This is a genomic window from Rhodococcus sp. NKCM2511, from assembly GCF_014905595.1.
Lineage (GTDB): Bacteria > Actinomycetota > Actinomycetes > Mycobacteriales > Mycobacteriaceae > Rhodococcoides > Rhodococcoides fascians.
In genome coordinates this window covers 2,742,037-2,768,362 of the sequence record NZ_BNHJ02000001.1, presented here as the reverse complement: position 1 = coordinate 2,768,362, position 26,326 = coordinate 2,742,037, and the positions used below count along the sequence as shown (strand labels likewise).

Below are 26,326 nucleotides of genomic sequence, written 5' to 3'. Positions count from 1 at the left end.
GACAAGGAAGTTCCTATGCCGTCTCCGATTTCACCCGCACAACTTGCCCGCTACATCGACCACACTCTGCTCAAGCCGGAAGCGACCGCTGCAGACGTTGCGGCCACCGTCGCCGACGCTGCGAGATTGGGAACGTATTCAGTGTGCGTATCCCCGTCGATGCTTCCGATCGAGTTGCCTGCGGGCTCCAATGTGAAAGTAGCCGTGGTGTGCGGCTTTCCGAGCGGAAAACATGCAACGGTGGTGAAGGCCGCGGAGGCCCGGCTCGCAGTGAGCCAAGGGGCCGACGAGATCGACATGGTCATCGACATCGGCGCAGCCAAGGAGGGCCGCTTCGATGCGATCGAAGCCGATATCGCCGCCGTGCGCGCTGCGGTCGAGCGGCCTGCAGTTCTCAAGGTGATCATCGAGTCGGCCGCGCTTACAGATGACCAGATCGTCAGGGCGTGCCGAGCCGCTGTCGCCGCCGACGCAGATTTCGTCAAAACGTCGACGGGCTTTCATCCCACCGGTGGAGCATCGGCGCATGCGGTAGCCCTGATGTCCGACACCGTGCAGGGCAAGTTGGGGGTCAAGGCGTCGGGAGGAATCCGTAGCTACGACGACGCAGTGGCGATGATTGCGGCCGGTGCGACCCGGCTGGGCGTGTCGGGGTCGGAAGCGGTGCTCTCCGGTGCGTCGAACACCGAAGCTACCGCCGGATACTGATCACGACGCGTGATTCCGCATTGCCGTGAAAGTTCGCGTCAAAGCCGCGAGATCGTTCGGGTCAACCAGATCGAACATTTTCTCTCGTACTGCCTCGACGTGTCCCGGGCTGGCGGCGGCGAGGGTGTTCATGCCTGCTTCGGTGAGTTCGGCGGACATTCCTCGCTTGTCGTCGTCGCATTTGACGCGTGTGACCCAGCCGTTGTCGACGAGTCGGCTGATGGCTCTGGTGACGCCGCTACGAGTCGTGGTGACGGCGTCGGCCAGTTCGCTCATTCGTCGGCGACGGTCGGGTGCCTCGGACAGTACGACCAGCAGCTCGAAGTCGGTGAAGGAGATCCCGGAGTCGCGTGTGAGTTGATTGTCGAGGTCGCGAAGCAGCAGCCGCGTCGCATCGAGGTATGCGCGCCAGGCCTGCTGTTCGTCGGCACCGAGCCACCGTGGTGAGTCCATGCCCCCATGCTAGTTGACAACGCAACTAACCGGTGTACTGTTCTCGGTAGTTGACGAAGCAACTACCTGACCGGAGGCCGAAGCGATGACCGAAACCAACGAACTGACTGCAGACGAGACACGCCGCGCGCAGGAGCACGCCGAGCAGCGGGACCGCATCCGTCAGCAGTACATGAAGCCTGCAGGCGAGCGTCCGGCGTCGTCTGCCCGCGGACTTCATCACACGGCATTGGTCAGCAGCGATGTCGAGGCGACCGTGCGGTTCTATCAAGACCTGCTCGAGTTCCCTCTGACCGAGCTCATCGAGAACCGTGACTACCCGGGTTCGTCGCACTTCTTCTTCGACATCGGCAACAGCAACCTGCTGGCCTTCTTCGACTTCCCCGGACTCGACGTCGGCCCGTACGCGGAGGTGCTGGGCGGTCTGCACCACGTGGCCATCAGTGTCGAGCCCACCCGCTGGGAGCACCTGCGCACCAAGCTGATCGACGCGGGAATCGAATTGATCGAGCACAGCGAGGTCTCGCTCTACTTCCGCGACCCCGACGGTGCACGGCTCGAACTGATCGCCGATCCGCTCGGTGAGATGTACGGCTCGCACGTTCTCTGAGAACCCACCTACTTCGAGATTCGAGGCAATGATATGACCTCTGCAGCAACCACACTCGACCTCCGCCGCGCCGACGACCGATTCAAGACCAAGATCGGCTGGCTGGACTCCAAGCATTCCTTCTCGTTCGGCAACCACTTCGATCGCAGTAACACCCACCACGGCGTCCTCATGGTCAACAACGACGACATCGTCACCCCGGGAATGGGATTCGATACCCACCCGCACCGCGACATGGAGATCATCACCTGGGTTCTGCAGGGATCGCTGGTGCACCAGGATTCGATGGGCCACTCCGGAGTCATCTACCCCGGCCTCGCACAGCGCATGAGTGCGGGCACCGGAATTCTGCACTCGGAGAAGAACGATTCGTGGCGACTCGGCGATACTGCCGGCTCGTACTCGGGCAAGCACGGCAATCCTGTGCGCTTCGTTCAGATGTGGGTCGTGCCCGACGAGCAGGGCATCACCCCGGGCTACGAACAGCTCGAGATCGACAACGAATTGCTCAGCGGCGGTCTGGTTCCCGTCGCATCCGGCATGCCCGACCATGCCGATCACGCCGCCATTCGCATCAAGAACAAGTACGCCGCCATGCACGTGGCGCGCCTACAGCCCGGGCAGGCTCCGGTGGAGATTCCCGATGCACCGTTCGTGCACATCTTCGTGGCCGAGGGTGAGGCGATGCTCGAGGGAGTCGGACCCCTCGCGCAGGGCGACGCCGTGCGCGTCAGCGGAGGCGGCGGTCAGAAACTGAGCACTTCCAGTGGCGCCGAAGTGATCGTCTGGGAGATGCACGCCGCGATCGCCGGTTAATCGGTCTCTCGGTGTGGGCGGAACGAATGCTCCTCGTGGTCGAGTTCGTGTTCGAGGCTGCGCATGCTGTTGTCCGGTAGCCGGCCGGCATCGCGCCAGCAGAGCAACTCTTCTCGCTCCACATCGAGGATTCGGCGGCGCGTACTCATCGCAGCAATCTGTTCCGGTGAGATGACCGCGTCGCCGACGTCCGTCTCGTCGAGATGATCGAGTCGACGGTGGTAGCGGTCGATGCGATGCTCGAGCTCGCTCCGCAGGATCTCCCGGCCCTCGTCGTCGAGGTTCTCTTCGTCGGCGATGCGATCAAGCTGTGACAGTGCAGCTTTGGCCGATCCCTCACGTGCTTCGTTTCGCAGACGCGCCTCTGCGGCGGGGTCCGCGACGACGTTCAGCTTGCGCACCAGTGGAGCGAACGTGATGCCCTGTCCAAGGACCGTCACCAGCACGACGAGAAATGCGCAGAACAGCAACAGGTCTCGGCTCTCGAACGGCTCGCCCAAGTCGATCGTCAGAGGGAGCGTGAACACCGCGGCGACGGTGATGACGCCGCGGGTGCCGGCCCAGCTCATCACCACCGCCTCGCGTGGGGACAGCCCGGTCGTGAGCAACCACAGCGGGCGCAGCAGGAGCACGCCGGCCAGAGTGACCGTGACCGCGAGAGCGATGGTCGTTCCCGAGTAGGCCGAAAGGCCGCCGACCACGGTGGGCAACTGCTCACCGATGAGCAGAAAAACGAATCCCTCCAGCAGCAGATCGATCAGTCGCCACACAGCGCTGGTCTGCAGTCGGCTGGCCCCGGAGATGGCGTGGCGGGTGTGGTGCCCGATCACCAGAGCCGCGACGACCACGGCGAGAACACCCGAGGCGTGAACTTCCTCTGCCGCCAGGTACGCCACGAACGGCGTCGCCAGCGACACGATGTTGAGCAGCAGCGAATCGTGAACGTAGCGCTGTACGAGGCGAATCAGCAGGGCGACGACCAATCCGACGACGATTCCGCCGGCCGCAGCCAACACGAACAACCCACCCGCGTGGACGAAGGTCATGTCCTGACTGGATATTGCGGCGATCGCGACGGTCAGCATCGTCAGCGCCGTCGCGTCGTTCAGCAGTCCCTCACCTTCGATGAGGGTGACGAGTTTCGGTGGGATACCGGCGCGACGACCAACCGCAAGGGCGGCGACCGGGTCCGGCGGCGCAACAGCGGCACCGAGCGCCATACCGGCGGCCAGGGTGATGCCCGGAACGAGCAACCACATGCCGACGCCCACGAGGGCAGCCGTGGCCACCACGAGGGCGACCGACAGACTCAGGATCGTCCAGACGTTGCGGCGGATCGCGATCAACGAGGAGTTCAGCGCAGCGCTGTAGAGCAACGGCGGGATCACCAGGGTCAGCACGACTTCGGGGTCGAGAACGATGTCGGGCAACGCCGACGCCGAGACGGCCAGGCCGGCCAAGGTCAACAACGCTGCCGCGGGCAGCGCCGTCTTCTTCGAGATCACCTGCGCGGCGACGATCAGACCCGTCGCCGCCAGGACCAGGCCCAGAGTTTCTATCACCCGGCTGTATTCCACCAGGTCAGGGGTTCAAACTATCTCTTCAACCCGAACATCTTCGCAATCGTCTTCTCCATGAATGTCGCCGGCAGCAACCGTCGCGCCAGAAACACGACCGGTGCGTTGCTTCCTCTGGCGTACAAGGGTTTCGGCTTGTCGGCCTCGATGGCCTTCAGTACTACTTCGGCGACGTCCTCGGCGGAGATTCCGGTTCCCTCCTTTCGATCCAATGACGAGATCGCTGTGTGGAAGTCGTCTCGGTGGACCGAATCCGCGGCGATGTACTTGGTGCGTCGTTCGCTGATTCCGGTGTTGATCGATCCAGGCTCCACGGTGGTCATCCACACGCCGAACGGAGAGAGTTCCAGTCGCGCGGCGTCGGAGAAGCCCTTGATGGCTGCTTTCGTCGACGCGTACGAGGAGCGGTAGGCGAGCGGAAAGCTCGCAAGCATCGACCCGACCATGACGATGCGGCCGTACCCGCGCTCACGCATGCCGGGAATGACGTTCTGCGACAGCGTCACTGCGCCGAACACGTTCAATTGGAACAATCGCTCGATGGCGTCGGTCGGCAGTTCCTCGAAGGGCCCGGACTGGCTCTCTCCGGCATTGTTGACCAGAACATCGACGGCGCCGAGTTCGGTCACGAATGCGGTGATCGACGCGGAATCGGTGAGATCGAGAGCGCGATACTCGACGCCTGCTGCCCGTTGATCGGAGGTCATCGAATCCGGATTCCGAGAAGTGCCGATAACTCGGTAGCCGCGGGCGACCAGCGCCGACGCGACGGCCCTTCCGATGCCCGACGAAGCTCCGGTGACCACTGCGGTGCGATTCATGCCCAGATGGTACCGGTGCAGTCGGTTCGTAGCGCATGACGAAAACGCCCATACCGGTTAGTCTGTTACCCGTGCAAACGAATCCTCCCGCTTTGCTGCTCGAGCACATGTGCATGGCCTTCGGCCCGAAGATTGCGGTCGACGACCTGTCGTTGATGGTTCCGCCCGGGTCGATGTTCGGGTTGGTCGGCCCCAACGGTGCTGGTAAGACGACATGTCTGTCCATGGCGGTCGGGCTGCTCAGACCGCAGTACGGCCGAAGCCTCGTTTTCGGGCGTGACGTCTGGGCCGATCCGATCGCGGCGAAGGAGCTGCTCGGCGTGCTACCCGACGGACTGACATTGCCTTCCCAGTTCACCGGCCACGAGCTCCTGACCTATATCGGTCGACTGCGCGCGATGCCGGAGGACGTCATCGCGCAGCGTCGCGACGAGCTGCTGAACGCGTTGGGTCTGGCCGATGCAGGCGGAACCGTCATCGCCGACTATTCCGCCGGAATGACCAAGAAGATCGGATTGGCCTCGGCGCTGTTGCACGGGCCTCGCCTCTTGGTGTTGGACGAGCCCTTCGAAGCCGTCGATCCCATCTCGTCCACGACGATCCGCAACATCCTGATTCAGTTTGTTCGCTCCGGTGGCTCGGTGATCCTGTCCAGTCACGTCATGGCCCTCGTGGAACGGCTGTGCTCCCACGTCGGTGTCATCACCGGCGGTCGAGTCGTGGCGGCGGGAACGGTCGACGACGTCCGCGCCGGCGGGACCCTGGACGATGCCTTCGTGCGCCTCATCGGATCCCGAGACCAGAACCCGGACGGCTTGTCCTGGATGCGCTCGTGAAGTCGGTCGGTCGCACCGTCCTGCAGATGCGAATCACGCTCTACCGCAGGCAGTTCAAGGGCGGACAAGCAGTGGTCAAGACCGTGTTCGGGTTGCTGGGGCTGGCCCTCGCGGTTCTCGCATGCGTGATGGCGGCCCGAACCGACGCGTCGCAGGTATTGGTGGGCGGCACCGCAAGCCTCGGACTGACCCTGACGGGCCTGAGTTGGGTGCTCTTCCCGGTGCTGTCGGGTATCTCCGACGACAACATCCAGCCCCGCCACTTCCAATTGCTGTCCGTCGATCCTGCGCGACTGGCCCGTGCACTGCTGACCACGTCGGTGATCGGCATGGTGGTTCCGCTGACGATCGTTGCGGCGGCGTCCATTCCGATTTACGCCGCGTCCCGGTCGGTGGCAGCAGTGCCTCTGGCTCTGGTGGCCTGGCCCGCGACGGTGGTGTTCTTCGTGACGCTGTCACGGGTGGTGACGCTGGCCATGTCGCAACTACTCAAGAGTCGCCGCAGCCGCGAGTTCGCGTTGCTGGCGTTCGGCGCTGTCTTCGGAGGCCTGTACTTCCTGCAGTTCCCCATCACGCAGAATCTGGATCGTGTGCTGTCGGGTGAGGTGACGTGGCCGCTGACACTGGCCCATTCGATTCCCTTCGGCTGGGGTATCACCGGCGTCGATGCTGTGCTGGAGGGCAATTGGCTGTTGGCGATCGGCGCGGTGGTGGGATTGCTGCTGCTGGACGTCGCACTGGTGTGGGCCTGGCAGCGACTGGTTCTACGCCACTTCGAGGGACGGGTCTCGACGTCGTCGGGATCGACCCGCAAGCAGACGGTAGAGAAGGGACGCGACGGTGCAACAGGGTGGCGGGCAACGCGCGTCGGCGCGGTAGTGACGCGCGAGCTGTCTCTGTGGCGCGGTGACATGCGTCGTCGGAGTCAGCTGCTGTCGGTGCTGATTTTCGCAGTGCTGGCCGGCATCGGCCCGCTGGTGACCGACTCGATTCCGTTCAGCGCAGCCTGGGGCGCGTGGATCGCGATCTTCATGGCGATGGGTGCAGGATCGAATTCGTACGGTCTCGACGGTGGTTCGATGTGGCACCTGGTGATGATTCCGCAGGCCCTCCCCGACGACATCCGTGGTCGGCAGATCGCCTGGTTGCTGGTCGCGACTCCCTTCGCGATCGTGCCGGTCGTGGTGGTTCGAGTGTTCAGCGATCTCGGGCTCGACCGATGGGAGATCCCTGTCGCTGTGACGATCTCGATGCTCGGAGTCAGCGCCGGTCTGACGGCCGTGAACTCCGTACGCGGTGCCTACCCGGTGCCCGAAGCTACAAAGTCGTTCTCGATGAACACACGGGGGTCGTTCACAGGAAATGCATTCGTCTTCCTCATCCTCGGGATAGTGGTCCTGGCCGTGTCGGTCGTGCCCGCACTGCTTCTCGCACTGCTCCTTCCGGGAGCGTGGGCGTATCTGTCCATCCTGGTGGCCGTAGCGATCGGCTGGCTGGGGATGTGGTGGGGCGCGCGAATGGCAGTCGGCACGCTGGTTCGTGACTCCGACAGAATCCTGAACTCGGTGATCTCACGGTAGTGCGCGGATCGCCCGACACGGGTTCCCTGCAGCGAACGTATGCGGCGGTACGTCGCGGGTGACGACACTTCCGGCTCCGATCACCGAGTTCTCTCCGATCGTCACTCCGGGACAGACGATGACGCCTCCGCCGAGCCAGACATTGTCTCCGATAGTGATGGGAAGGGCGCTCTCCCAACGAGATCGACGAGCATCGTGGTCCTCCATGGGATGCAGCGCCGTCAGTAGTTGCGCACGTGGACCGATCGAGACATCGTTCCCGATCGTGATCGGAGCACAGTCCAACAGGATTGCGTCGTAGTTCAGAAAGCTGTTGGACCCGATGGAAATGTATGTGCCGTAGTCGCATTGGAAGCGCGGCATGATCCACGAGTCTGCTCCGATGGAACCAAGTAGTTCGCCGAGCAGTTCACGTCTTTCTGCGTCCTGGTCCGCCTCGGTTGCGTTGAATCTGTCGAGCAGCTTTCCGCACGACACCCGAGACGCCACCAGGTCGGGATCATTGTCTCGATAGAGTTCGCCGCGCAACATCCGGTCCCGATTCTCGCTCATGGACCCGACACTATCGAGCGGTCGGCTTCTCGAACAGCGCCACGCTGAACCACGAACTGCCACCCTCGAAGTCGCGACGGCCGACGTTCTGGAAACCCTGCCGAACGTAGTAGTTGCGTAGATCAGTGTTGGTCTCGGCGCAGTCCAGCCGTAGCAGCCCTCGGCCTTCCTGTCGGGTCCGCTGCGACGCCCACTCGAGCAGCGACGTCCCCAGTCCCGTACCGGCTTCGCTTCTGTCGATCACGAGTCCGTGCACGTAGCCTGCGTCGTTGTCCGGCTCCGGCCAGATGGCTGGATCGGCCCAGATCAGTCGTAGGGCTCCGACAATCGGGCCAGCGGGGTGGCGTCGGGCGATGTGGAACTGCCCTGCCTCGATCTGGGCCGCAACAGTCGACAGCGGTACCTCGCGCGGTGCCCACTGAGCGATTCGCCGGGCGGCCAACCAGTCCTCGGCGGCGTGCCGGAGGTCGAGTATCGTTGCTGCGTCGGCGGCAGACGCGAGTTCTACGGTGAGCACCCTGCCATCGTACGGAGGTGACGAGTCCTATGGTGAACGTGCTTGTGGTCGAAAGTGATTCGGACCGAAAGGCCTTCCCGTCGATTGGCGGAGTCGACTTCCGCAGTTGCACGATCCCCGAACTCGTCGATGCGGTGTCGTGGGCGGAGGTTCTACTGTTTCGCACGTTCGAGGCAATCGACCTGCAGAATGTGTGGCCGCACGCCGACAAGCTTCGCTGGATTCATGTGTCGAGCGCCGGGGTCGATCGGGTGCTGGATCCGGTGCTGCGGGACAGTCCGTGGGTGCTGACCAACTCCGGCGGCATTCTCGACCGTGCGATCGCCGAATACGTCGCTGCAGGCGTTCTGGCGTCGATGAAGAAGCTGCCCGAAGCGCTTCGGCGACAATGTGAACGGGTCTGGGAACATCGCCTCACCAGTGGAATCCACAATCGGAGGGTGCTGGTCGTCGGTCCGGGTTCGATCGGCCGCGCCATCGGTCGCGTTCTCGGGGCACTCGGCATGCGTGTCGACGCGGCCGGCACATCCGAGCGGCCGGGAGATGCGGAGTTCGAGAGAATTCGTTCGGTGTACGAGTTACCGTCCTACGCAGGTGAATACGACGTGGTGGTGCTGTCCGCGCCGCTGACCGAGAAGACCCGCGGGCTCGTGAATGCAGAGGTCCTCGGGGCGATGCGTCACGACGCGGGGCTGGTCAACATCGCCCGTGGGCCCGTTGTCGACGAACAGGCCTTGTGCGAGGCGTTGAATTCCGGGGCGATCGGATGGGCTGTGTTGGATGTCTTCGAGGTCGAGCCACTCCCGGCGTCGAGTCCGCTGTGGGAGCTCGACAACGTGATTCTGACGGCGCATCTGGCCGGTGACGCCGACGACTTCGCCGATCGGCTGTGGACGCTGTTCGAGGACAATCTCGATAGGTACCGGCGGAACGAGTCCCTGGTCAATGTGGTGGACAAGCAGGCGGGCTACGTCCGCCGGTAGAAGCCGACGTCAATCTATGTGTAACACGCCGTCGCGTGTATTAGTGTCGGTGGAATGCGTGAGATAAACCATTCGGCGGTCGCGTCGACACCCCGCGATGCGGCTTTCGCCTACCTCGACGACTATCGAAACGTCCCGCGGTGGATGTTCGGGATCACGCGGTTCGAGCCGAGGAGCGAGACCACCTCCGGTCTCGGGGCGACGTACGACGCAACCATGCAGATCGGCCCCAAGTCGTTGAATTCGATCGTGCGCGTCACCGAATGGGTCGAGAACGAGCGACTCACGCTCGAATCGGTCGAAGGCCTGTCCAACTCCTCGACCTGGTCTTTCACGGACCTGGATGAAGGCCGGACCCGTCTCGACGTCATTTTCCGTTACAGCCTGCCCGGGGGCATCGCCGGTAAAGTTCTCGGGGCCGTTGTGGAGCCCGTCGTCGGGCAGGCGATTCGGCACACCGAGTCCACATTGCGGTCGCAACTGGAATCGGCCGAACATCGGTAGTCCCGCATAATCGGTACTCTCGCTAACGTGACGGACCAGCCGGAACGACCCCGCGGATTGAGCTTCGGCAGAGTCGCCGAGGAGTACGACCGGGCTCGCCCTGGATACCCGGCGGCGCTGTACACGGATGTTCTTGCCGGCAGTGCGACCCGCGTGTTGGAAGCGGGAGCCGGCACCGGAAAAGCCACCGTCGCGTTGGCCGAACGCGGCGCTTCGGTGGTTGCGGTCGAGCCGGATTCGGGTATGGCCGAGGTGATCCGACGCCGCACCGAGAACATGGACGTCGATGTTCGGGTCTCCCGGTTCGAGGACTTCGTCGGTGCGCCTTCATCGTTCGACGTCGTTGTGGCCGCTCAAGCGTGGCACTGGGTCGACCCCGATCGAGGAGCCGCGGTGGCGGCTCGTGCGTTGGTGCCCGGGGGATCACTTCGGTTGTGGTGGAACATGCCCGGTCAGCTCGACGGCCCGGTGTGGGAGTCGGTACGCGCTGCGTACATCGCCACCGAGCCGGACGCCGCACCGCTGTTGGCGCACTCCCTCGGCGTGCAATCCGCGACCGCGGTACCCCCCGCGGCCGGCTTCGGCCCCTGGTCCACGTCGACGTACGAGTGGGTTCAGCGTTACTCCGCGGACGAATTCTGCGCGATGGCCGCTACATATTCGAGTCACTTGATTCTCACCGACACACGTCGGCAGGAAGTGCTCCGAGCGGTTCATGCGGCTATCGACAGCCACGGCCAGCTGGATTATCAGTACGTCACGCAGATGATGACGGCGACTCGAGGCTAAGCCACCGTCGTGGTGCAGACGACGAATTGCCGTGCTTCGTAGGCGAATCCGCCTTCGGGGCAGTCGTTGGGGTCCGCGGTACCGGTCTTGATCTCGGTGACCTTCTCCACGCTCGTCGCGCTGGGGTCTGCGCAATCGACGCGGGCGGGCTCGTCCATTCCGGTACTCGGCACGCTCATGCAGCCGTCGATCACCCAGTCGACGTCGAGGCACAGTGCGCCCTGCTCGACACCGTTCAGAGTCTCGTAGTACGTCTGATTGACGTCGGTGGGGCACTGCTCGTTCTCTGCGGCTTTGGCGATGACCTTGTAGTTGGACTCCATGCTGCCGCATTCGGCGTTGTCGATTTCGGCGGCCGTCATCGTGCCACCGAGCTTGACGCACTGGCCGATCTCGACGTCGATGTCGGTGGAGCCACCGGCGTCGATGCCTTCCTGGCCGGACACGTTGTCGGTGGTGGTGGGGGCTGCGGAGCTGCTGGAGGCGGTGGTGTCTGCGGCAACGGCGGTGCCGGCGTCGGACGACGAACAGCCCGCGGCGAGCATCAGCGTGAGGGCTGCACCCGCGGCGAGAAGGCCTCGAGATAGTGCGTGCATCGTGGCATGACCTTTTGGACTCGTCCAGGCGAAGGAGCATTCCTTCGTCGGCAGCCCCGCGGGCCACCGATGAAAGATTCTCGACCATCCGGGCGGTTTTGCAAAGTCACGAACGGAACACGATGCGCGCCACCCACTTGGTGTTGTGCACACCGGGAAGCGCGGGAACGATGACGCGTGCCGGGTAGCCGTGATCGAGCGAGAGATCGACGCCGTTGACTTTCAATGCCAACAGTGAATCGGGATGGAGCGCTTGATTACCCTGCAGCACAGCACGACCGAATGGGCCACCCTGTTCTATCGAGATGACTTCCGCGGACCTGGGTGCGGGTACCCCTGCCAATGCTGCGAGTTCGGCCAACGGAACGCCCGTCCAACTCTGCGTGGTCGACCATCCTTCGACACAGGCGATGGGAAGTTCGGCGGTGTGCTGAGTCATCGACAGCAGCCTGCCGCGGGAGAGCACCACCGGTTCCATGTTCTCCGAAGTACTTTCGACGGACAGCGTCCAGTCTGCGCCCGTCTGTTCTTCGGTGACTCCGGCCGCCTCGGCAGTGCGATTGATCTGAAAGTCGTTGGGCCCGTCGCCGTACGAACGCCCCCGCGGAAGGAGAATCGCTGCCTTGCGTAGGACGCCGCCGACGGTCTGCCCCACCGTCAACACGGCCACGAAACCCATTCCGGCGGCGACCAATCCGATCGCACCGCGTCGGCTCATGGTCTGGTGTGGCCGGCTCGGCGCTTCGTTGCGGGCGCGCAGGACGTCCATCAACGATTCCGATCGAAGGGTCCGCCACATCAGCGGCACCTTGAGGCCGAGGTGCACCAGGAATCCGGCGATGAACACCCAGGCACCGAAGTAGTGAGCGGCGTAGAAGTCGAAGCCGAACACGTAGTCGTATTGGATGTTCAGCACGCCGGTCACGATCTCGAACAGCAGGCCTCCGACGAGTGCCAGCAGCGACAGTCGTTCGAGTGCATGTGCCGGCGACCGCACCGGCGGCAGTTCGACGAGCTTGGGCATCACCGACCAGAGCTTGGCGATGACGAGCGGGACGATGATCAGGCCCAGCCCGACGTGCAGGCCCTGCGTCAGCTGGTACAGCCAGGCAGGGTTCGTCGGCCAGTCGAAGAACGGTAAGCGCAACCACCCGACTGCACCTGGTTTGGCCTGGCCGAACTGCGGCCCGTACGCACTGTAGGACAGTAGGCCCGTCAGAATCACGATCGGCAGCGCAACGAGCAGCACCGCGCCGAACACCGACGTCAACCACGTGCTGCGCAGCGGACTGCGAAAGCGCGCGAGCGGGTTGGGTGCGTCGGCCATGTATGGCATTCGCTGCCCGACCCGTCCCGGATGTGTGGCGGCGAGTTCCCCTTCCTGTTCCATGGCTCGGTAGAAGGCCTCGGCATCCTCGGCCGTCGACACCTTGGGGCGGCTGGACGCCCATCGGCGGAACAGCATTTCGTATCGGTCGCCCAACGCCGAGGGCAGTGCCGGATAGCGTGCCGCGATCTCGGCCGCTCGTTTGTTCAGCAACGCCGCTCGGACAGTGTCCACTGTCGCAGAATCGAATTCGGCGGGCAGTGGCCCACCTGCCACGAGAGCGCGCACCAACTCTTCTTGACGGCGAGCCAGGTCGTCGTTCACCTCGTGTACCCGGACGTCCGTACCCCGGTGATGCGATCGAGTCCCGCGGCATCCGCGATCGAATCCAGTTCTGCGAGAAGCTCGGCCTCGGGTGGATAGTGACCGTCGCGTTCGAGCATCAGGGGCGTGCGATGCCCAGCCGTCGCAAAGGTTCGTAGTAGTTCGAGGACTTCGTCGGGCACCGGCTCAGTGTGGGTGTCGTGATAGATGCCGCCGCGGACCGTGCCACCGGCGATGTGGCAGTAAGCAATTCGATCCAGCGGCAGGCGTTCGAGTTCGGTCCACGGGTCGCGGCCCCGATTGAGTGCGTTCGCGTACACGTTGGCGATGTCGAGCACCAGGCTCACGCCGGTCCGCTCGACGAGTTCTGCCAGGAACTCACTCTCGGTCAACTGGTCTTCCGGCCAATCGAACAGGGCTGCAATGTTTTCCACCGCCAGCGGAACCGGCACACCATCCTGCGTTCGTGCGATGTTTCGCGCGAGCGCCGTCAGGGCTTCGTGGGTGCGCGGCACCGGAAGCAGATGACCGGCCTCGATGCCGTCGGCGCGGACGAAGGCGATGTGCTCGCTCACCAGTGGGGATCCGAGCATCGAGGCGACTCGTGCCAGTCGGTCGATACGGTGCTGCTCCACCGGCTCCGCACCGCCCAACGACAACGAGATTCCGTGCGCGACGACGGGAACTCCCAATGCGACGAGGCGATCGGGTGCCTGCTCACCGATCGATTCGGCGATGACCTCGCAGAACGCCAGCCCCGGCAGTTCCGAGACGATGCCGGATATCTCCGAGCGCCAACCGATTCCGAGCCCCACGGGCACTGCGTCGACGTTCAACCTCCACAACCTCCGCCGCCGCATCCCCCACCGCCGCCACCGCAACTGCTGCTGCCGCCGTCGCCTCCGCTGCCACCGCTGTCGCCGCCGAAGCCGAACGACGCGGCCCCACCGGCCTGAGCGGTGCCGTAGCTGAGCGCACCGGCCATCGCTGGATCGAGCATCAGCAGGGCGCCTGCTCCGAAGATGGCTGCCGACATTCCAGCGCGAGTCGGCCCGTATGCGGTGAAGGACGGTCGCGCGCGGGGTGAGAGGTAATCGTTCTCGGCGCGGAGCCGGCGTAGTTCGGTATCTCCCGCGGCTGTCCGACGGCGTCGACGAAGCAGAACCGGCACGGCCGCGAACAGGACGAACACGATCGCGACGAGAAACCAGACGGGCTTGCCGTTCGCGGTGCCGGCGACGATGCGGGCAATTCCGACTGCGATGACGAAGACCACCGGGAATACCCGTGTGACAGCGGAGCCGCGTGCGCCGTGCAGCAGACCCTCGTCGACGAGAGTGCTCCGCAGTTGCGCGCATGTGCCCGACATGTTCGCCACCAGTCGGGAGCGAACCAGGGGTGCTTTACCGCTACCGAGGCGTTCGAGAACGGTGCGGGTGAACCAGTCCAGCTGTGACCGCTCGATGGCGCTCAGCTCGCGGCGCTTTCTTCCTTGCGAGTCGATGATCTCGGCACCGCGAAGTATCGCCAACGACGCCATCACCGCCTGGGAGTCGCTGGTGAGCACACCGACCTCCGGTGGTGTGAGCACGCGCCCCGCCGACGTCACCGGGGTCGATCGGTGAGCGGCAATCCAGTTCCCCGCCATCGTCAGGAGTATCGCGAGAACGGCTGCGAGCAGGTACCAGCGGAGAAAGTCCGAGCTGGGGATGCCCCAGGTGTCCGAACCGCTCATGGCCACACCCACTTTCCGTCGGATCCAGCATCTGATGCTCAGTATCGGGCCCGCGGGCGAGAAAGCAACCCCGACGACGTCCCCGCGGGGACGGGTGCGTCGGTTTCTCGCCGTTCTTGTCGGTGCCTCGTCGTACTGTTCGTCGAACATACATTCGACGAGTGGGGGCATTCATGGTCGAGATTGCAGACATCGAGACGGAGATATGCGCGCTGGCGGGCCAGATCGCGGCTGCATCTGCGCAGTATCTGATCCTGGTCGGTGAGTTCGGTGCTCGACGTGGGTGGGCCGCGTGGGAGACGAGGTCCTGCGCGCACTGGTTGTCCTGGCGCGCGGGAGTCGATCTGCACACTGCCCGTGAGCAGGTACGGGTGGCCAAGGCGATGCGAGAGCTGCCCCTGATCACCTCTGCGTACCTGAGCGGCACGGTGTCGTACTCGAAGGTGCGCGCGATGACCCGTGTCGCAACAGCCGACAACGAAGCGTCACTGTTGCAGAAGGCGCTCGATGCACCCGCCGCGCACATCGAACGTCTCTGCCGTGGTCTGAAGAAGGCGATGCGGCCGACCAGGGGCAACGGTGTCGATCTCGATCCGTGTGTGGGGCGGTGGCGCTGGGACGACGAGGACGGCTCGCTCGTGGTGACGGCGCGCTTTCGGCCCGAGGACGGTAAGCGATTTCTGGCCGCCGTGACCAGGGCCGAGTACGAGCGCACTCGCACGGAGGTGGAATCCGAGGGTGACCGGTCGGCCCCGGCACCGCCGAACCCCGTCCCTGCGCTCGTCGCAATGGCGGAGATGGTGTGTGACGCCATCGATTCGCCGGTCGTCTCACCTGCCGCGGAAGTGTTGGTACACCTCGGAGACAGCACTGAAGCCGGGTGCGATCATGCTCATTTCGATGACGGACCTGGTCTCGACGACGAAACTCTCGCTCAGGTGTTGTGTTCGTCGGTCATGCGAGTCGTCGGTCACGGCCGGTTGGGAAAAACTGTGCGGTGGAGTACCACGGCCAAAGCTCCGAGTCGAACCCAGTTGCGCCAGTTGATCATTCGCGATCGATGCTGCTCGGTGCCAGGCTGTGGACGCACCCGGTTTCTGCATGCTCACCACGTCACCTACCGCTCGCGGGGAGGTGCAACATCGCTCGACAACTTGGTCCTGCTGTGCGGCGAACACCATCGAGCACTGCACGACGGCTACTTCCTCATCGAATCCCTCGGCCACCAACGATTCACGTTCCGGCACCCATCGGGAGCAGAGATGGTTCATGCGCCGACGCTGTCCGGAAACGCGGAGGTCCTCCGGCGGCGATATCAGCACATCGAACCCGACGCCATTGTCCCGAACTGGGGCGGGGAAGGCCTCGACCTGAGCTACGCGACCGACGTTCTGATCACCAACTGGCAGCAGGCTGCATGAAAAGGGGCCGTTCAGGGCAAGTTAGTGTGACGAAGAGACTCGGACAAGAAGCGGTGGGATATGAGCGTCGACAGATCGATGGCGGACGAACAGTCCTGGCCGGTGGAAAAATGGCCGAGCTGTGAGGACGCGACCAGGCCGGAGAACGACCCGTTCTACGCCGCGCCCGAGGGCTACGAAGCAGCTCTACCGGGGACGATCCTCAAGGTGAGGCCGGTCGAGGTCGCGATGTTCGGCCACGTGCGACAGCGAGTCGACGCATGGCAGCTGCTGTACCGAACCGCCGATCTGGGCGGTGTACCGCAGGCCAGTGTGACGACGGTGCTGCGGCCGCAGAATGCCGAACCGGTGTTGCTCTCGTACCAGTGCGCCATCGACGGCGTTGCGTCCTCGTGCTTCCCGTCCTACGCGCTTCGACGGGGCTCGAAGGCCCTCGGCGCAGTTCCCCAGTTCGAGTTTCTGCTGGTTCTGCATGCCCTGCGCCGCGGATGGACCATCTCGATCCCCGACCACGAGGGACCGGACGGACATTGGGGGTCGCCGCAGGAGCCAGGATTCTGCACACTCGACGCGATCCGCGCGGCGCTGTCGTTCGAGTCGTTGGAGCTGCACGAGAGCACACCCGTCGCATTGTGGGGATATTCGGGCGGCGGGCTGGCGACGTCGTGGGCCGCGGAGATGGCCCCCGAATACGCGCCGGAGCTCGAGCTCGTCGGTGCCGCCCTCGGCTCCCCCGTCGGCGATCCGGGTTCTGCGTTCACCAGGCTCAACGCGACGCTGCACGCGGCTCTGCCGACGCTTGTTGTCGCGGGACTGCGACGCACCTACCCCGATCTCGATCGCGTGGTGCGTCAGTACGTCAGCGAGGACGGAATGCGCATTCTCGATTCCGTCGAATCGATGACGACCGTTCGCGCCGTCAGGCGGCTGGCTCGGCACGATCTCGACAACTACATCGACATTCCGCTCGCCGACCTGCTCGCCCTACCCGAGATCGTGCAGGTGTTCCAGGACATCCAGCCCGGTCGCACTGCGCCGTCGGTGCCGCTGCTGGTCGTGCAGGCCGTGCACGACCAGATCATTGCCGTCGACGACGTCGACGGCCAGGTCGATCGGTATCTCGAAGCCGGCGCACACGTCACCTACCTGCGAGATCGGCTGAGCGAGCACCTGTCGCTGCATCCGCTCAGTGCGCCCCTGACCCTCGACTGGCTGGCCGATCGCTTTGCCGGCCTTCCTGTTGCCGAACCGGCGACCAGAACGGTGTGGTCGACGGCGTTCTCGTTCGCGGCTGTACGGGGCTTGATGTCTCTGACCTGGACAACCGTCCGAGCATTGACCGTCGGCGTCAGGGCGTAGCTACTCTCGGTGCGATGCAGCGAACCTGGGTACGGATTCTCACCGGAACGATCGCGACGCTGGGCATCGTCACCGGACTCGTCGCGATGGGGGCGTACTACACCGACACCCGCATCAACGTTCTGATCGCGCTGGCATCGTTCGTTCCCTTGATGCTCGTCGCTGTCGTGGTCGGTGCCGTCGTCGCGCTGATCGGTAGGCAATGGATTCTGGCGGCGGTGTCCGCGGTCGTGTTGGCAGCAGCCGCAGTGGCGTACGCACCTCTGTACGTGGCCGACGCGGCATCCCAGGACGAGGCGAGCGGCGATGCCGTCCGGCTGCGGGTGATGCAGGCCAACCTGATGGTGGGCAGCGCCGATCCGTCGGTCGTCGTCGGATCGGCACGCGACAACGCCGTCGACGTCGTGACGATCCAAGAGCTGACCGATGCGTCGGTGCTCGGGCTACGGGATGCCGGCATGGAGCAACTCTTTCCGTACAGCTACCTGCGAGCGTTGCCGACGGGTGGCGGAGGTGCCGGAATCTACAGTCGGACACCGCTGTCCGACAGCCGCGAACTCGCCGGCTACGGGCCCGTGAACCTGGCCACCTCCGTCGACGTTCCCGGATCGGAGCCAGTGACGCTGCTGGCCGTCCATCCCGGCCCCGCATACGTCACCCCGGCCGATATCTGGACCGCCGAATTGGACACGCTCCGTAGCGATCTCGAGGCGGTGTCTGCGAGCGGCCCCGTCATCGTCAGCGGTGATTTCAATACCACGTATTCGCACAAGAAGTTCAGGAACCTACTCGATGCCGGATATGCCGACGCTGCAGCACAATTGGGGATGGGGCTGATACCGACCTATCCCACGGACAAGGGCACTCCGGCTGTCGTCGGCATCGACCACATTCTCATCAATTCCGGGCACGCACGATCACTGGAAAGAATCGACCTCCCGGGATCGGACCACCACGGTCTGATCGGGGAGATCGAGTTCTCCGGAGTCAGCTGACGCGCGCCGACTGCTTGCGAGACTTGCCGCACTGCAACAGAATTCGCACCTTGGCTGGAGTTCCGTCGAGTGAGGTCACGATGTCGTCACGGGTCCGTGCTGCGGCGTCGGAGACCTGCTCGAGGGACGTGACGGCCGGGTCGAGCGTCGCGACGATCTCGACCACGCGCTGTCCCCTGTCCGAGACAGAGCGACCGGAGGCCGAGACGATTCCATCGTGACCTGCCAGCGACTTGGCTGCACTACGGGCGGCGGTGCCGAGGTCGACGCTGAGCCTGCCGTCGACCTGCTCTCCGTCCACGTTCGTGACCTCGGCCGACGTGGATCCGAAGGCCACGGTCCCGACCGATCGGCGCGGCAGGTGCGCGAGCAACCACCACAGACCCAGCAGGATCAGCACGACAGCGGCTACGCCGAGAGCCCAGGGCCACCAACCGGCGTCGACGGCGGTGTCGACGAACGCGGCGTCCAGCCGCTCGCGGCCGGGAAGCTCGCCGCGTTCCCACGCGATGGCTCCGCCGCCGAGAGCGATCAGAGCCAGCCCGACGACGGCTGTGCCGGTGCGGTCGAGCGATGCGGTTGCACGTTTCACAGCTGCTGTCCTTTCATGAGGCCTGTCCTGTCGTGCGCACTCGGGTGCGCACCTTGGGTGCCGACGCGAGTGGGCGGAGGGCGTCGTCCACGGACGTCACGACCGCGGACTTCAGAGCCGAGGTGTTGGTACCGGCCACGGTGGATACGGCGACGGTGACCTTCTTGTTGCCTGCCTTGGCGGACGCGGTGTCGACGCCCACACTGTCCAGGGCGGCAGATCGCGCGACGGCAGCGACGTCGCCCTTACGAAGCCAGACGGCCTGCTCGTTGAGAGCACGGTGGGTGCGACGACGTGGGCGAATTGCCACGAACACGAGAACGAATCCGACGACGACGGCCGCGATACCTGCGGGCAGCATCCACTGCTGAGCGGTGAGCCCGTCGAGGTTCGATGCGGCCGGGCCGACCCACTCGGAGCCGTCGAGAGCGCCCAGCTTCAGCAGCGCCTCGCGGCCGAGTACGACTCCGGCGGCGATGAGAACGAGAGCGAACAGGACGGCCGGAACAGCTGCGGTGGGGTTGGCCACCGGCTTCTTGCTTGCTTGCTCTGTCACTGCACTCTCCCTTCTTCGCTGGTGGGCTCGGCCGGTATGCATTCGACCGTCACGTCGACTCGGTCGACGGTGTAGATACCGAGTTCGGACAGGTCTCTGGCCACGGCGGCGCGAACGTTCGCAGCCACTTTCGCCAACGGCGAGGGCCAGGTGACTCCGACGGAGACCTTCGCTCGCACGCGCTCGCCGGTGATCGTCACATCGGCCTTCGGCAGATCACGCCCACCGAGGAGGTGCAGTCCGGGCTGGCGGTCGGTGACGGAGTCGGTACCGCGGGCCGCCAGAACGGCCAGGCGTTCGACTGCCTTGTGCTTGATCTCCAGGGAACCGCGATCGCCGGGGTCCGCGAGTGACCCCGGGGTTGCTGCCGGTGTCCCTGGGGTCGTGGGGGCTGCTGCTGTGTCAGTCACGACCGCGACCACGCATGATCGAGTTCAGATCCAGTTCACCGTCGATGTAGCGGCCGACGAAGAAACCGAGTCCGCCGAGGACGATGGCGATGAGGAAGCCGGTGAAGCCGCCGGCTGCTGCGGCGATGGCCAGCAAAAGTCCCACGAACAAACCGATGGTTGCAGTGGTCATGGTCTTGATCTCCAGTCAGAGTGTTCGGATGTCGAGAGTTCAGATGTCGAAGTAGTTGCGTCGAGTGACGCGTTTGCGGAGCCGGGCGATGCGTTTCGGCAGTGTGCGCAGTGGCGTCGGTACCGAGGACGAGCGGAACGCTGTCGGTGCGCTGGCAGTGTTGATCGGAGTCGACGGAAGTACGGCGAACCGGCGGTCGACTTCCGCGAGCTCTGCCATGTACCGGGCGGGATCACCACCGATGTCGGGGTGGTGTTCTCGGGCCACAGCGCGCCGGGCCGCCTTGTACGCGGCGGCCCGGTCGCGCGCTGAATGCTCGTTCACCTGGTCAGACTCGCACAATTCAGACCCGGACGACATCCTCGACTGTGACGTGCACGGGCCCGTCGACCATTGCCGCGACGGTGCTACGCACTGCCTCGGCGGTCTCCCGTACGGCGTAGCCGAACTGGAGAGTGACGTGTACCTCGGTGCCGTCGTCTGCGATCCGGATGCCGGCGACGCGGCGTCCGGGTAGATAGGTCGCAGCCTCGCCGAACATGCCGCCGTGCAGCCCGACGACACCGTCGATCGCCTGCACGGCGTCGGCGATGTCCTCGGACTTGTCACGGTCCGTCGGGTTCGGGTCGGTCACTGCACTCGGGTGGAGGCGGTCTCGGTGGTCTCCTCTTCGTCCGAGCCGTCGTCCAGGTAGATGTCGTGAACGACGATGTTGACCTCGGTGACCTCGAGGCCCGTCATGCGCTCGACGGCGTTGATGACGTTGCGACGAATGCCTGCTGCGAGGTCTGCGATCGAGACGCCGTAATCGGCGACGATGTCGATGTCGACCGCTGCCTGACGCTCGCCGACCTCGACCGAGACGCCCTGCGACTGGTTGACGCGGGCACCCGGGATACGCTCGCGCAGGGCACCGATCGCGCGGCTCGCTCCGCCGCCGACGGCATGTACGCCCTGGACCTCACGGGTGGCGATGCCGGCGATCTTCGAGACGACGGTATCGGCAATGGTGGTGCGGCCCTGCGAGCTGACGAGCACGGAATCCGACTTCGTGGTGATGTCGGTCTTGCCTTCGCCTGCTGCGGATACGGTTGCCTTGGTGTCCGTCGTGGAGCTCATGACTGCCTCTCTTCGCTGAGTAGTGGTGCACAGTGTGTGTCAGGAGTTGGTCGTAGCTCGATCACCGAAACGCACGTACAAATAAAGTGACCTACGTCATAGATTACGTCTGGGGGCCCGATGGAGTGGAGAGATGCGTCGGACCGCGTACTCGTCGGCGCAGCCGCGCTCGGCGAGACGGATGCGTTCGAGGAGATCGTGGGCCGATACGGACCGGAGATGTTTCGGTACGCCCGAAACATGCTGTCCGATCAGGGTGCAGCAGAGGAGGTGGTGCAGGACGCGTTCGTCGCAGCGTGGAAGGGGCTCGACAACTTCCGTGGCGATTCGGCTCTGCGCACCTGGCTGTTCTCGTTGGTCTCGCACAAAGTGATAGATCATCGCCGGCGTCGCAGCGTTCCTCCTGCGGAAGACTGGGTATTCGAGCGCAAGAGCACGGGCGCGGGAAGTGATCCCGAGGCGGACGTCGAAGCAGACAGCTTCATGGCCGAATTGGGTGTGGCACTGGCGGAGTTGCCCTATCGGCAGCGGGCCTGCTGGTTGCTTCGGGAGGTCGAGGGCCTGACCCATCCGGAGATCGGCGCGATCATGACGTTGTCCGCAGGAGCAGTACGAGGTCAATTGACCAGAGCACGAGCAACATTGAGCGAAAGGTTGGCGACATGGCGAACCCGGTAGAACCGAATGCGGTTCTCGCGCGTGCTGCCACCGAGCTTCGGGAGGCACCGCAGGAACCGAACTGGGTGGACATCAGCTCATCCATCCTCGCGAAAGTGCGCAATACGACGCGTCGCACCTGGCCGATCGACAGCGCCTTCCCGGCGGGTTCAGCGGCCGATCCACGGGACTCACTGCGGATCAGCGATCACATCGTCAAGACGACGTTGCGCCGTGCTCTCGCGGGCGTACACGGTGCACAGCCCACCGAGATCGACCTCGACCTCGACGATCACGCCTGCTCAGGTCTGTTCGTCGCGGTGATCGGCGTGTACGGCGACGATCTGCAGGCGGCAGGCGAAGAACTGGCATCGATCGCCATCGACGTGGTCGCGGACCTGCTCGGCGTCACCCTCGGCAGGGATGCGGTCGAAATCCGCGTCGACGACATCGAGGAGCGCTAGCGGGGTCGGCGTAAAAACTCCGTCATGACCGCAGGTCGTGAGCGTAGGAAAGCGTAAGGAACGCGTTTTCGCTCGGTGGTGGGATTCAAGATCGAGCAATGACCGAATTGCTCTGTCTCACGGTGGCCGCGTTCGTCGCGGTCTACCTGTTCGTCGCTCTTCTCGATCCGGAGAGGTTCTGACGGCGCCATGAATCCTGCTCTGCTTGCCGGTCTTCAGATCGGCATCGTGATAGTCGTGTTGGCGGCGGCGTACGTGCCGCTCGGGGACTACATGGCCCGGGTGTTCGGTTCGACCCACGACACTCGCGTCGAGAGTCTGCTCTATCGGGTGGCCCGGGTGAACTCGTCGTCGGAACAGACCTGGGTCGGCTATTCCACCAGCCTGCTCGGGTTCTCGTTCGCCGGGGTCGTATTCCTGTTCGTACTGCAGCGAATTCAAGGTGTGCTCCCGCTGAACGGTGGCCTGTCGGGGGTGAGTCCGGCGATGGCGTTCAACACTGCGGCGTCGTTCGTCACCAACACCAACTGGCAGTCGTACGTTCCCGAGACCACGCTGTCGAATCTGACGCAGCCGCTGGGGCTGGCGGTACAGAACTTCGTCTCTGCTGCAGTCGGTCTCGCGGTGGCGATCGCCGTCGTGCGCGGCTTCGTTCGGGTGTCGACGGGCGGTGAGCTCGGCAATTTCTGGGTCGACCTCACGCGCGGGACGCTCCGTATTCTGCTGCCGCTCTCCGTGCTCGTCGCGGTGATCATGCTGACTCAGGGCACCGTGATGTCGTTCTCGTCCGGCTTCACCTCCACCGGTCTCGATGGGCAGACGGTCACCAATGCGCTTGCGCCCGTTGCCTCGCAGGAGGCTATCAAGGAGATCGGCACCAACGGTGGTGGCATTCTGGCGGCCAACTCGGCGCACCCGTTCGAGAACCCGACACCACTGACCAACATCGTGCAGATCATCTCGTTGCTGCTGATCCCGGTGGCCCTCACTCGTACGTTCGGCACGATGATCGGCAACCGCAAGCAGGGTCTGACGCTGCTGGCGGTGATGGCGACGCTGTGGGCGACGCTGTTGGCGGTGACGTTGTTCGCCGAATCCGCTACCCGTGGAGTGGCAGCAACGGCCGCGGGCGCGATGATGGAAGGCAAGGAAGTTCGCTTCGGCATCCCGGCGTCTGCGCTGTTCGCGGTGTCGACGACCGGAACATCCACCGGCGCAGTCAATTCGGCCCACGACAGTATGTCTGCGCTGGGCGGCGGAGCGGTGTTGCTGAACATGCTGTTCGGCGAGATCGCGCCGGGTGGCGTCGGCACCGGTCTGTACGGATTGCTGGTTCTCGCGGTCATCGCCGTCTTCGTCGGTGGTCTGCTCGTCGGCCGAACTCCGGAATTCCTCGGCAAGAAGCTGGGTCGACGGGCCATCACGATGGCCGCGCTCTCGGTTCTCGTGATGCCGATCCTCGTGCTCGTCGGCACGTCGATCACGGTGATACTCGAATCGACGACGAGCTATCAGGGCAACCCCGGCATCCACGGATTCACCGAGGTGCTCTACGCCTATGCATCGGCATCGAACAACAACGGCAGTGCTTTCGGCGGCCTGACGGTGACGAGCGACTGGTTCCAGATCTCCCTCGGTATCGCGATGCTGCTCGGCCGGTTTCTGCCGATCGTCTTCGTATTGGCCCTGGCCGGTTCGCTTGCGACGACCAAACGCAGCGCGCCCAACGCCGGCACCCTGCCGACCGATGGACCGTTGTTCGGCACGCTGCTGATCGGTACCTCGATCCTGGTCGCGGCCCTCACCTTCTTCCCCGCACTTGCTCTCGGACCCATAGCAGAGGCCATGCAATGAACCTGTCACTGAACACCGCTCTACCCGGCGCGTTCCGCAAACTCGATCCGCGTCACCTGGCCCGCAACCCGGTCATGTTCGTCGTCTTCCTCGGCTCGATCGTCACGACGATCCTGTCGATTGCTCAGCCGTCGGTGTTCGCCTGGTTCGTCACCGGCTGGCTGTGGTTCACGGTGCTGTTCGCGAACCTCGCCGAATCCGTCGCCGAAGGTCGCGGCAAGGCGCAGGCCGCCAGCCTGCGAAAGGTCAAGCAGGACACTGTTGCTCGCAGACGGACCGCCGCCGGTGTCGAGGAGGTCGCAGGTGCGGAATTGGCCGTCGGCGACGAGGTCGTCGTCTCGGCCGGTGAGGTCATTCCCGGCGACGGCGATGTCATCGAGGGTATTGCGACCGTCGACGAATCTGCCATCACCGGTGAGTCGGCTCCCGTGGTCCGTGAATCCGGAGGTGACCGGTCGGCCGTCACCGGCGGCACCATCGTGCTCTCCGACGAGATCGTCGTCAGAATCACTGCAGCGCAGGGCGAGACGTTCGTCGACCGGATGATCGCACTCGTCGAAGGTGCGGCGCGGCAGAAGACGCCGAACGAGATCGCCCTGAACATCCTGCTCGCGTCGCTGACCATCGTCTTTCTCTTCGCGGTCGTCGCCATCGGACCGATGTCCAATTACGCTGGGCAGCAGCAGGACCCGATTCAATTGATCGCTCTGCTCGTCTGCCTCATCCCCACCACCATCGGTGCTCTGCTCTCCGCCATCGGCATCGCAGGCATGGACCGCCTGGTGCAGCGCAACGTACTGGCGATGTCCGGCCGCGCAGTGGAGGCCGCGGGTGACATCGACACACTGCTGATGGACAAGACCGGAACCATCACGTTCGGTAACCGTCGCGCCACCGGCCTGCATCCGGCGACGGGCGTCGACGCCGCCGAATTGGCTCGCGCCGCTCGGCTGTCGTCGCTGGCCGACGGCACCCCCGAGGGACGCAGCATCGTCGAACTGGTCGAGCGAGACTTCGAATCCGTCACGGCAGAGGGTGAATCCGAGCGCGGCGAGTTCGTGGCGTTCACGGCGCAAACCCGGATGAGCGGGTTGGACCTACCGGGCATGGAGATCCGTAAGGGCGCAGCGGATTCGGTCTACAGCTGGATTCGCGACGGCGGCGGGACGGCCGATCTGGACGGCACCGTGCACGACATCGCCCAGAACGGCGGCACTCCGCTGGTGGTCGCGGTACGCGAAACTGGCTCCGCTGCCCGTGCTCTCGGCGTCGTCGAACTCTCGGACGTCGTCAAACCCGGCATTGCCGAACGGTTCGCTCAGCTGCGGGCCATGGGCATCCGAACGGTGATGGTCACCGGCGACAATCCGCTGACCGCCAAAGCCATTGCTGCCGAGGCAGGTGTAGACGACTACCTGGCCGAGGCCACTCCTGAGGACAAGCTCACGCTCATCCGGCAGGAGCAGGGAGGCGGCAGGCTCGTTGCGATGACCGGCGACGGCACCAACGACGCCCCGGCTCTCGCGCAGGCCGACGTCGGCGTCGCGATGAACACCGGCACCTCGGCGGCCAAGGAAGCCGGCAACATGGTCGACCTCGATTCCGATCCGACCAAACTGATCGAGATCGTCGAGATCGGTAAGCAGCTGCTCATCACTCGGGGTGCTCTGACGACGTTCTCGTTGGCCAACGACCTGGCGAAGTACTTCGCGATTCTGCCGGCGATGTTCTCCACCGTCTATCCCCAGCTGGGCGGGCTCAACATCATGCACCTGGCGACCCCGGAATCGGCGATCCTGTCCGCGGTGATCTTCAATGCGCTCGTCATCGTGGCGCTGATTCCGTTGGCACTCAAAGGTGTTCGGTACACCCCGGCATCCGCGGCTGCGTTGCTGCGGCGGAACCTACTGGTCTACGGCGTCGGCGGCGTCATCAGTCCGTTCGTCGGTATCTGGCTCATCGACCTGCTCGTTCGACTCATTCCAGGGATTGGCTGACC

The 26,326-nt window shown here is 64.5% G+C and carries 32 protein-coding genes; 16 read left to right on the top strand and 16 right to left on the bottom strand.

All coding sequences use genetic code 11. The features are described from left to right. Positions 1-15 precede the first annotated feature (15 nt). Positions 16-708 carry a deoxyribose-phosphate aldolase gene (deoC, locus tag JLZ96_RS12820; RefSeq protein WP_094695866.1) on the top strand — a complete coding sequence of 231 codons (693 nt, stop codon included), beginning with the start codon at positions 16-18 and terminating at the stop codon, positions 706-708. On the opposite strand, the gene JLZ96_RS12815 is transcribed toward deoC, so the two are convergent. Continuing rightward, positions 709-1,161, bottom strand: a complete 453-nt coding sequence (locus tag JLZ96_RS12815; protein ID WP_027495110.1) for a MarR family winged helix-turn-helix transcriptional regulator — start codon at positions 1,159-1,161, stop codon at positions 709-711. An 85-nt stretch (positions 1,162-1,246) separates the two neighbouring features. On the opposite strand from JLZ96_RS12815, the gene JLZ96_RS12810 reads away from it, so the two are divergent. After that, positions 1,247-1,771 carry a VOC family protein gene (locus tag JLZ96_RS12810; RefSeq protein ID WP_027495111.1) on the top strand — a complete coding sequence of 175 codons (525 nt, stop codon included), beginning with the start codon at positions 1,247-1,249 and terminating at the stop codon, positions 1,769-1,771. Between the two features lie 33 nt (positions 1,772-1,804). Next, positions 1,805-2,587 (top strand): pirin-like bicupin family protein, encoded by a 783-nt coding sequence (locus JLZ96_RS12805; protein ID WP_094651345.1) that lies wholly within the window; start codon positions 1,805-1,807, stop codon positions 2,585-2,587. Here JLZ96_RS12805 and JLZ96_RS12800 read toward each other — a convergent pair. Continuing rightward, positions 2,584-4,149 carry a Na+/H+ antiporter gene (locus JLZ96_RS12800; protein WP_201010290.1) on the bottom strand — a complete coding sequence of 522 codons (1,566 nt, stop codon included), beginning with the start codon at positions 4,147-4,149 and terminating at the stop codon, positions 2,584-2,586. The genes JLZ96_RS12805 and JLZ96_RS12800 overlap by 4 nt on opposite strands. Before the next feature lie 32 nt (positions 4,150-4,181). Then, positions 4,182-4,985, bottom strand: coding sequence for an SDR family oxidoreductase (locus tag JLZ96_RS12795; RefSeq protein ID WP_027495114.1), 804 nt, complete (start codon positions 4,983-4,985; stop codon positions 4,182-4,184). Between the two features lie 35 nt (positions 4,986-5,020). Between JLZ96_RS12795 and JLZ96_RS12790 the strand changes: the two genes are divergently transcribed. Next, on the top strand, positions 5,021-5,821 hold the full coding sequence (locus JLZ96_RS12790) for an ABC transporter ATP-binding protein (protein WP_201010289.1): 801 nt from the start codon (positions 5,021-5,023) through the stop codon (positions 5,819-5,821). Further along, positions 5,818-7,401, top strand: a complete 1,584-nt coding sequence (locus JLZ96_RS12785) for an ABC transporter permease (protein ID WP_201010288.1) — start codon at positions 5,818-5,820, stop codon at positions 7,399-7,401. The genes JLZ96_RS12790 and JLZ96_RS12785 overlap by 4 nt, the downstream gene beginning before the upstream one ends. Here JLZ96_RS12785 and JLZ96_RS12780 read toward each other — a convergent pair. Together JLZ96_RS12780 and JLZ96_RS12775 are read right to left on the bottom strand one after the other, a co-directional pair. Beyond that, a complete protein-coding gene (locus tag JLZ96_RS12780) occupies positions 7,393-7,953 on the bottom strand; it encodes a sugar O-acetyltransferase (protein WP_032385186.1) in 561 nt (186 codons plus the stop codon). The two genes, JLZ96_RS12785 and JLZ96_RS12780, sit on opposite strands and share 9 nt — an antisense overlap. Positions 7,954-7,963: 10 nt before the next feature. Then, complete coding sequence (locus JLZ96_RS12775; protein ID WP_032385185.1) at positions 7,964-8,470, bottom strand: GNAT family N-acetyltransferase; 507 nt, start codon at positions 8,468-8,470, stop codon at positions 7,964-7,966. Between the two features lie 29 nt (positions 8,471-8,499). Here JLZ96_RS12775 and JLZ96_RS12770 point away from each other — a divergent pair, with 29 nt between their 5' ends. Genes JLZ96_RS12770 through JLZ96_RS12760 form a run of 3 tightly spaced genes read left to right on the top strand, consistent with a single transcriptional unit; the run spans position 8,500 to position 10,746 of the window. Beyond that, positions 8,500-9,453: a D-2-hydroxyacid dehydrogenase gene (locus tag JLZ96_RS12770; protein WP_201010287.1), complete on the top strand. Its 954-nt coding sequence runs from the start codon at positions 8,500-8,502 to the stop codon at positions 9,451-9,453. Positions 9,454-9,507: 54 nt separating this feature from the next. Beyond that, positions 9,508-9,957, top strand: coding sequence for an SRPBCC family protein (locus JLZ96_RS12765; RefSeq protein WP_032367705.1), 450 nt, complete (start codon positions 9,508-9,510; stop codon positions 9,955-9,957). Positions 9,958-9,984: 27 nt separating this feature from the next. Then, on the top strand, positions 9,985-10,746 hold the full coding sequence (locus tag JLZ96_RS12760; protein ID WP_201010286.1) for a bifunctional 2-polyprenyl-6-hydroxyphenol methylase/3-demethylubiquinol 3-O-methyltransferase UbiG: 762 nt from the start codon (positions 9,985-9,987) through the stop codon (positions 10,744-10,746). Here JLZ96_RS12760 and JLZ96_RS12755 read toward each other — a convergent pair. The 4 genes from JLZ96_RS12755 to JLZ96_RS12740 all read right to left on the bottom strand — a co-directional run bounded on the left by JLZ96_RS12755 (position 10,743) and on the right by JLZ96_RS12740 (position 14,728). Next, a complete protein-coding gene (locus JLZ96_RS12755; RefSeq protein WP_032367706.1) occupies positions 10,743-11,342 on the bottom strand; it encodes a hypothetical protein in 600 nt (199 codons plus the stop codon). The two genes, JLZ96_RS12760 and JLZ96_RS12755, sit on opposite strands and share 4 nt — an antisense overlap. A gap of 106 nt (positions 11,343-11,448) precedes the next feature. Then, positions 11,449-12,678 (bottom strand): molybdopterin-dependent oxidoreductase, encoded by a 1,230-nt coding sequence (locus tag JLZ96_RS12750; RefSeq protein ID WP_052056662.1) that lies wholly within the window; start codon positions 12,676-12,678, stop codon positions 11,449-11,451. A gap of 311 nt (positions 12,679-12,989) precedes the next feature. Then, positions 12,990-13,853, bottom strand: coding sequence for a DUF692 domain-containing protein (locus tag JLZ96_RS12745; RefSeq protein ID WP_052061625.1), 864 nt, complete (start codon positions 13,851-13,853; stop codon positions 12,990-12,992). Continuing rightward, entirely contained in the window at positions 13,826-14,728 is a 903-nt protein-coding gene (locus tag JLZ96_RS12740; protein ID WP_201010285.1) for a TIGR04222 domain-containing membrane protein, read from the bottom strand. The genes JLZ96_RS12745 and JLZ96_RS12740 overlap by 28 nt, the downstream gene beginning before the upstream one ends. Positions 14,729-14,889: 161 nt before the next feature. On the opposite strand from JLZ96_RS12740, the gene JLZ96_RS12735 reads away from it, so the two are divergent. Genes JLZ96_RS12735 through JLZ96_RS12725 form a run of 3 tightly spaced genes read left to right on the top strand, consistent with a single transcriptional unit; the run spans position 14,890 to position 18,503 of the window. Beyond that, the gene (locus tag JLZ96_RS12735; protein WP_201010284.1) at positions 14,890-16,149 is read left to right on the top strand and encodes an HNH endonuclease signature motif containing protein; all 1,260 of its coding nucleotides are present in this window, start codon (positions 14,890-14,892) and stop codon (positions 16,147-16,149) included. A gap of 60 nt (positions 16,150-16,209) precedes the next feature. Next, complete coding sequence (locus JLZ96_RS12730) at positions 16,210-17,508, top strand: lipase family protein (RefSeq protein ID WP_032407903.1); 1,299 nt, start codon at positions 16,210-16,212, stop codon at positions 17,506-17,508. 14 nt (positions 17,509-17,522) lie between these two features. Continuing rightward, a complete protein-coding gene (locus JLZ96_RS12725) occupies positions 17,523-18,503 on the top strand; it encodes an endonuclease/exonuclease/phosphatase family protein (RefSeq protein WP_201010283.1) in 981 nt (326 codons plus the stop codon). Here JLZ96_RS12725 and JLZ96_RS12720 read toward each other — a convergent pair. Genes JLZ96_RS12720 through JLZ96_RS12690 form a run of 7 tightly spaced genes read right to left on the bottom strand, consistent with a single transcriptional unit; the run spans position 18,496 to position 21,352 of the window. After that, a complete protein-coding gene (locus JLZ96_RS12720; protein WP_201010282.1) occupies positions 18,496-19,095 on the bottom strand; it encodes a hypothetical protein in 600 nt (199 codons plus the stop codon). The two genes, JLZ96_RS12725 and JLZ96_RS12720, sit on opposite strands and share 8 nt — an antisense overlap. 13 nt (positions 19,096-19,108) lie before the next feature. Continuing rightward, complete coding sequence (locus JLZ96_RS12715; protein WP_201010281.1) at positions 19,109-19,651, bottom strand: DUF6286 domain-containing protein; 543 nt, start codon at positions 19,649-19,651, stop codon at positions 19,109-19,111. Continuing rightward, on the bottom strand, positions 19,648-20,061 hold the full coding sequence (locus tag JLZ96_RS12710) for an Asp23/Gls24 family envelope stress response protein (protein WP_032370065.1): 414 nt from the start codon (positions 20,059-20,061) through the stop codon (positions 19,648-19,650). Before JLZ96_RS12710 ends, JLZ96_RS12715 begins: the two co-directional genes overlap by 4 nt. Beyond that, complete coding sequence (locus JLZ96_RS12705; protein ID WP_027495126.1) at positions 20,054-20,233, bottom strand: hypothetical protein; 180 nt, start codon at positions 20,231-20,233, stop codon at positions 20,054-20,056. The genes JLZ96_RS12710 and JLZ96_RS12705 overlap by 8 nt, the downstream gene beginning before the upstream one ends. A 39-nt stretch (positions 20,234-20,272) precedes the next feature. Then, positions 20,273-20,557, bottom strand: coding sequence for a hypothetical protein (locus tag JLZ96_RS12700; RefSeq protein WP_162182897.1), 285 nt, complete (start codon positions 20,555-20,557; stop codon positions 20,273-20,275). A 19-nt stretch (positions 20,558-20,576) separates the two neighbouring features. Next, a complete protein-coding gene (locus JLZ96_RS12695) occupies positions 20,577-20,867 on the bottom strand; it encodes an Asp23/Gls24 family envelope stress response protein (protein ID WP_027495127.1) in 291 nt (96 codons plus the stop codon). Further along, a complete protein-coding gene (locus tag JLZ96_RS12690) occupies positions 20,864-21,352 on the bottom strand; it encodes an Asp23/Gls24 family envelope stress response protein (RefSeq protein ID WP_027495128.1) in 489 nt (162 codons plus the stop codon). The genes JLZ96_RS12695 and JLZ96_RS12690 overlap by 4 nt, the downstream gene beginning before the upstream one ends. 120 nt (positions 21,353-21,472) lie before the next feature. Between JLZ96_RS12690 and JLZ96_RS12685 the strand changes: the two genes are divergently transcribed. The 5 genes from JLZ96_RS12685 to kdpB all read left to right on the top strand — a co-directional run bounded on the left by JLZ96_RS12685 (position 21,473) and on the right by kdpB (position 26,324). Then, the gene (locus tag JLZ96_RS12685; RefSeq protein WP_048318882.1) at positions 21,473-22,030 is read left to right on the top strand and encodes an RNA polymerase sigma factor; all 558 of its coding nucleotides are present in this window, start codon (positions 21,473-21,475) and stop codon (positions 22,028-22,030) included. After that, entirely contained in the window at positions 22,015-22,473 is a 459-nt protein-coding gene (locus JLZ96_RS12680; protein WP_167325636.1) for a hypothetical protein, read from the top strand. The genes JLZ96_RS12685 and JLZ96_RS12680 overlap by 16 nt, the downstream gene beginning before the upstream one ends. A 98-nt stretch (positions 22,474-22,571) precedes the next feature. Then, positions 22,572-22,655 carry a potassium-transporting ATPase subunit F gene (locus tag JLZ96_RS25240; protein WP_072691966.1) on the top strand — a complete coding sequence of 28 codons (84 nt, stop codon included), beginning with the start codon at positions 22,572-22,574 and terminating at the stop codon, positions 22,653-22,655. A 7-nt stretch (positions 22,656-22,662) separates the two neighbouring features. Continuing rightward, positions 22,663-24,327, top strand: coding sequence for a potassium-transporting ATPase subunit KdpA (gene kdpA, locus JLZ96_RS12670; RefSeq protein WP_201010280.1), 1,665 nt, complete (start codon positions 22,663-22,665; stop codon positions 24,325-24,327). Then, complete coding sequence (kdpB, locus tag JLZ96_RS12665; protein ID WP_201010279.1) at positions 24,324-26,324, top strand: potassium-transporting ATPase subunit KdpB; 2,001 nt, start codon at positions 24,324-24,326, stop codon at positions 26,322-26,324. Before kdpA ends, kdpB begins: the two co-directional genes overlap by 4 nt. Positions 26,325-26,326: the final 2 nt, after the last annotated feature.

Excerpts from the sequence above, each read along its gene's own strand:
- deoC (WP_094695866.1), top strand. The coding sequence starts at position 16 with ATGCCGTCTCCGATTTCACCCGCACAACTTGCCCGCTACATCGACCAC.
- JLZ96_RS12815 (WP_027495110.1), bottom strand. The coding sequence starts at position 1,161 with ATGGACTCACCACGGTGGCTCGGTGCCGACGAACAGCAGGCCTGGCGC.
- JLZ96_RS12810 (WP_027495111.1), top strand. The coding sequence starts at position 1,247 with ATGACCGAAACCAACGAACTGACTGCAGACGAGACACGCCGCGCGCAG.
- JLZ96_RS12805 (WP_094651345.1), top strand. The coding sequence starts at position 1,805 with ATGACCTCTGCAGCAACCACACTCGACCTCCGCCGCGCCGACGACCGA.
- JLZ96_RS12795 (WP_027495114.1), bottom strand. The coding sequence starts at position 4,985 with ATGAATCGCACCGCAGTGGTCACCGGAGCTTCGTCGGGCATCGGAAGG.
- JLZ96_RS12790 (WP_201010289.1), top strand. The coding sequence starts at position 5,021 with ATGACGAAAACGCCCATACCGGTTAGTCTGTTACCCGTGCAAACGAAT.
- JLZ96_RS12780 (WP_032385186.1), bottom strand. The coding sequence starts at position 7,953 with ATGAGCGAGAATCGGGACCGGATGTTGCGCGGCGAACTCTATCGAGAC.
- JLZ96_RS12770 (WP_201010287.1), top strand. The coding sequence starts at position 8,500 with ATGGTGAACGTGCTTGTGGTCGAAAGTGATTCGGACCGAAAGGCCTTC.
- JLZ96_RS12765 (WP_032367705.1), top strand. The coding sequence starts at position 9,508 with ATGCGTGAGATAAACCATTCGGCGGTCGCGTCGACACCCCGCGATGCG.
- JLZ96_RS12755 (WP_032367706.1), bottom strand. The coding sequence starts at position 11,342 with ATGCACGCACTATCTCGAGGCCTTCTCGCCGCGGGTGCAGCCCTCACG.
- JLZ96_RS12750 (WP_052056662.1), bottom strand. The coding sequence starts at position 12,678 with ATGCCATACATGGCCGACGCACCCAACCCGCTCGCGCGCTTTCGCAGT.
- JLZ96_RS12745 (WP_052061625.1), bottom strand. The coding sequence starts at position 13,853 with ATGCGGCGGCGGAGGTTGTGGAGGTTGAACGTCGACGCAGTGCCCGTG.
- JLZ96_RS12740 (WP_201010285.1), bottom strand. The coding sequence starts at position 14,728 with ATGAGCGGTTCGGACACCTGGGGCATCCCCAGCTCGGACTTTCTCCGC.
- JLZ96_RS12730 (WP_032407903.1), top strand. The coding sequence starts at position 16,210 with ATGAGCGTCGACAGATCGATGGCGGACGAACAGTCCTGGCCGGTGGAA.
- JLZ96_RS12725 (WP_201010283.1), top strand. The coding sequence starts at position 17,523 with ATGCAGCGAACCTGGGTACGGATTCTCACCGGAACGATCGCGACGCTG.
- JLZ96_RS12705 (WP_027495126.1), bottom strand. The coding sequence starts at position 20,233 with ATGACCACTGCAACCATCGGTTTGTTCGTGGGACTTTTGCTGGCCATC.
- JLZ96_RS12690 (WP_027495128.1), bottom strand. The coding sequence starts at position 21,352 with ATGAGCTCCACGACGGACACCAAGGCAACCGTATCCGCAGCAGGCGAA.
- JLZ96_RS12685 (WP_048318882.1), top strand. The coding sequence starts at position 21,473 with ATGGAGTGGAGAGATGCGTCGGACCGCGTACTCGTCGGCGCAGCCGCG.
- JLZ96_RS12680 (WP_167325636.1), top strand. The coding sequence starts at position 22,015 with ATGGCGAACCCGGTAGAACCGAATGCGGTTCTCGCGCGTGCTGCCACC.
- JLZ96_RS25240 (WP_072691966.1), top strand. The coding sequence starts at position 22,572 with ATGACCGAATTGCTCTGTCTCACGGTGGCCGCGTTCGTCGCGGTCTAC.
- kdpA (WP_201010280.1), top strand. The coding sequence starts at position 22,663 with ATGAATCCTGCTCTGCTTGCCGGTCTTCAGATCGGCATCGTGATAGTC.
- kdpB (WP_201010279.1), top strand. The coding sequence starts at position 24,324 with ATGAACCTGTCACTGAACACCGCTCTACCCGGCGCGTTCCGCAAACTC.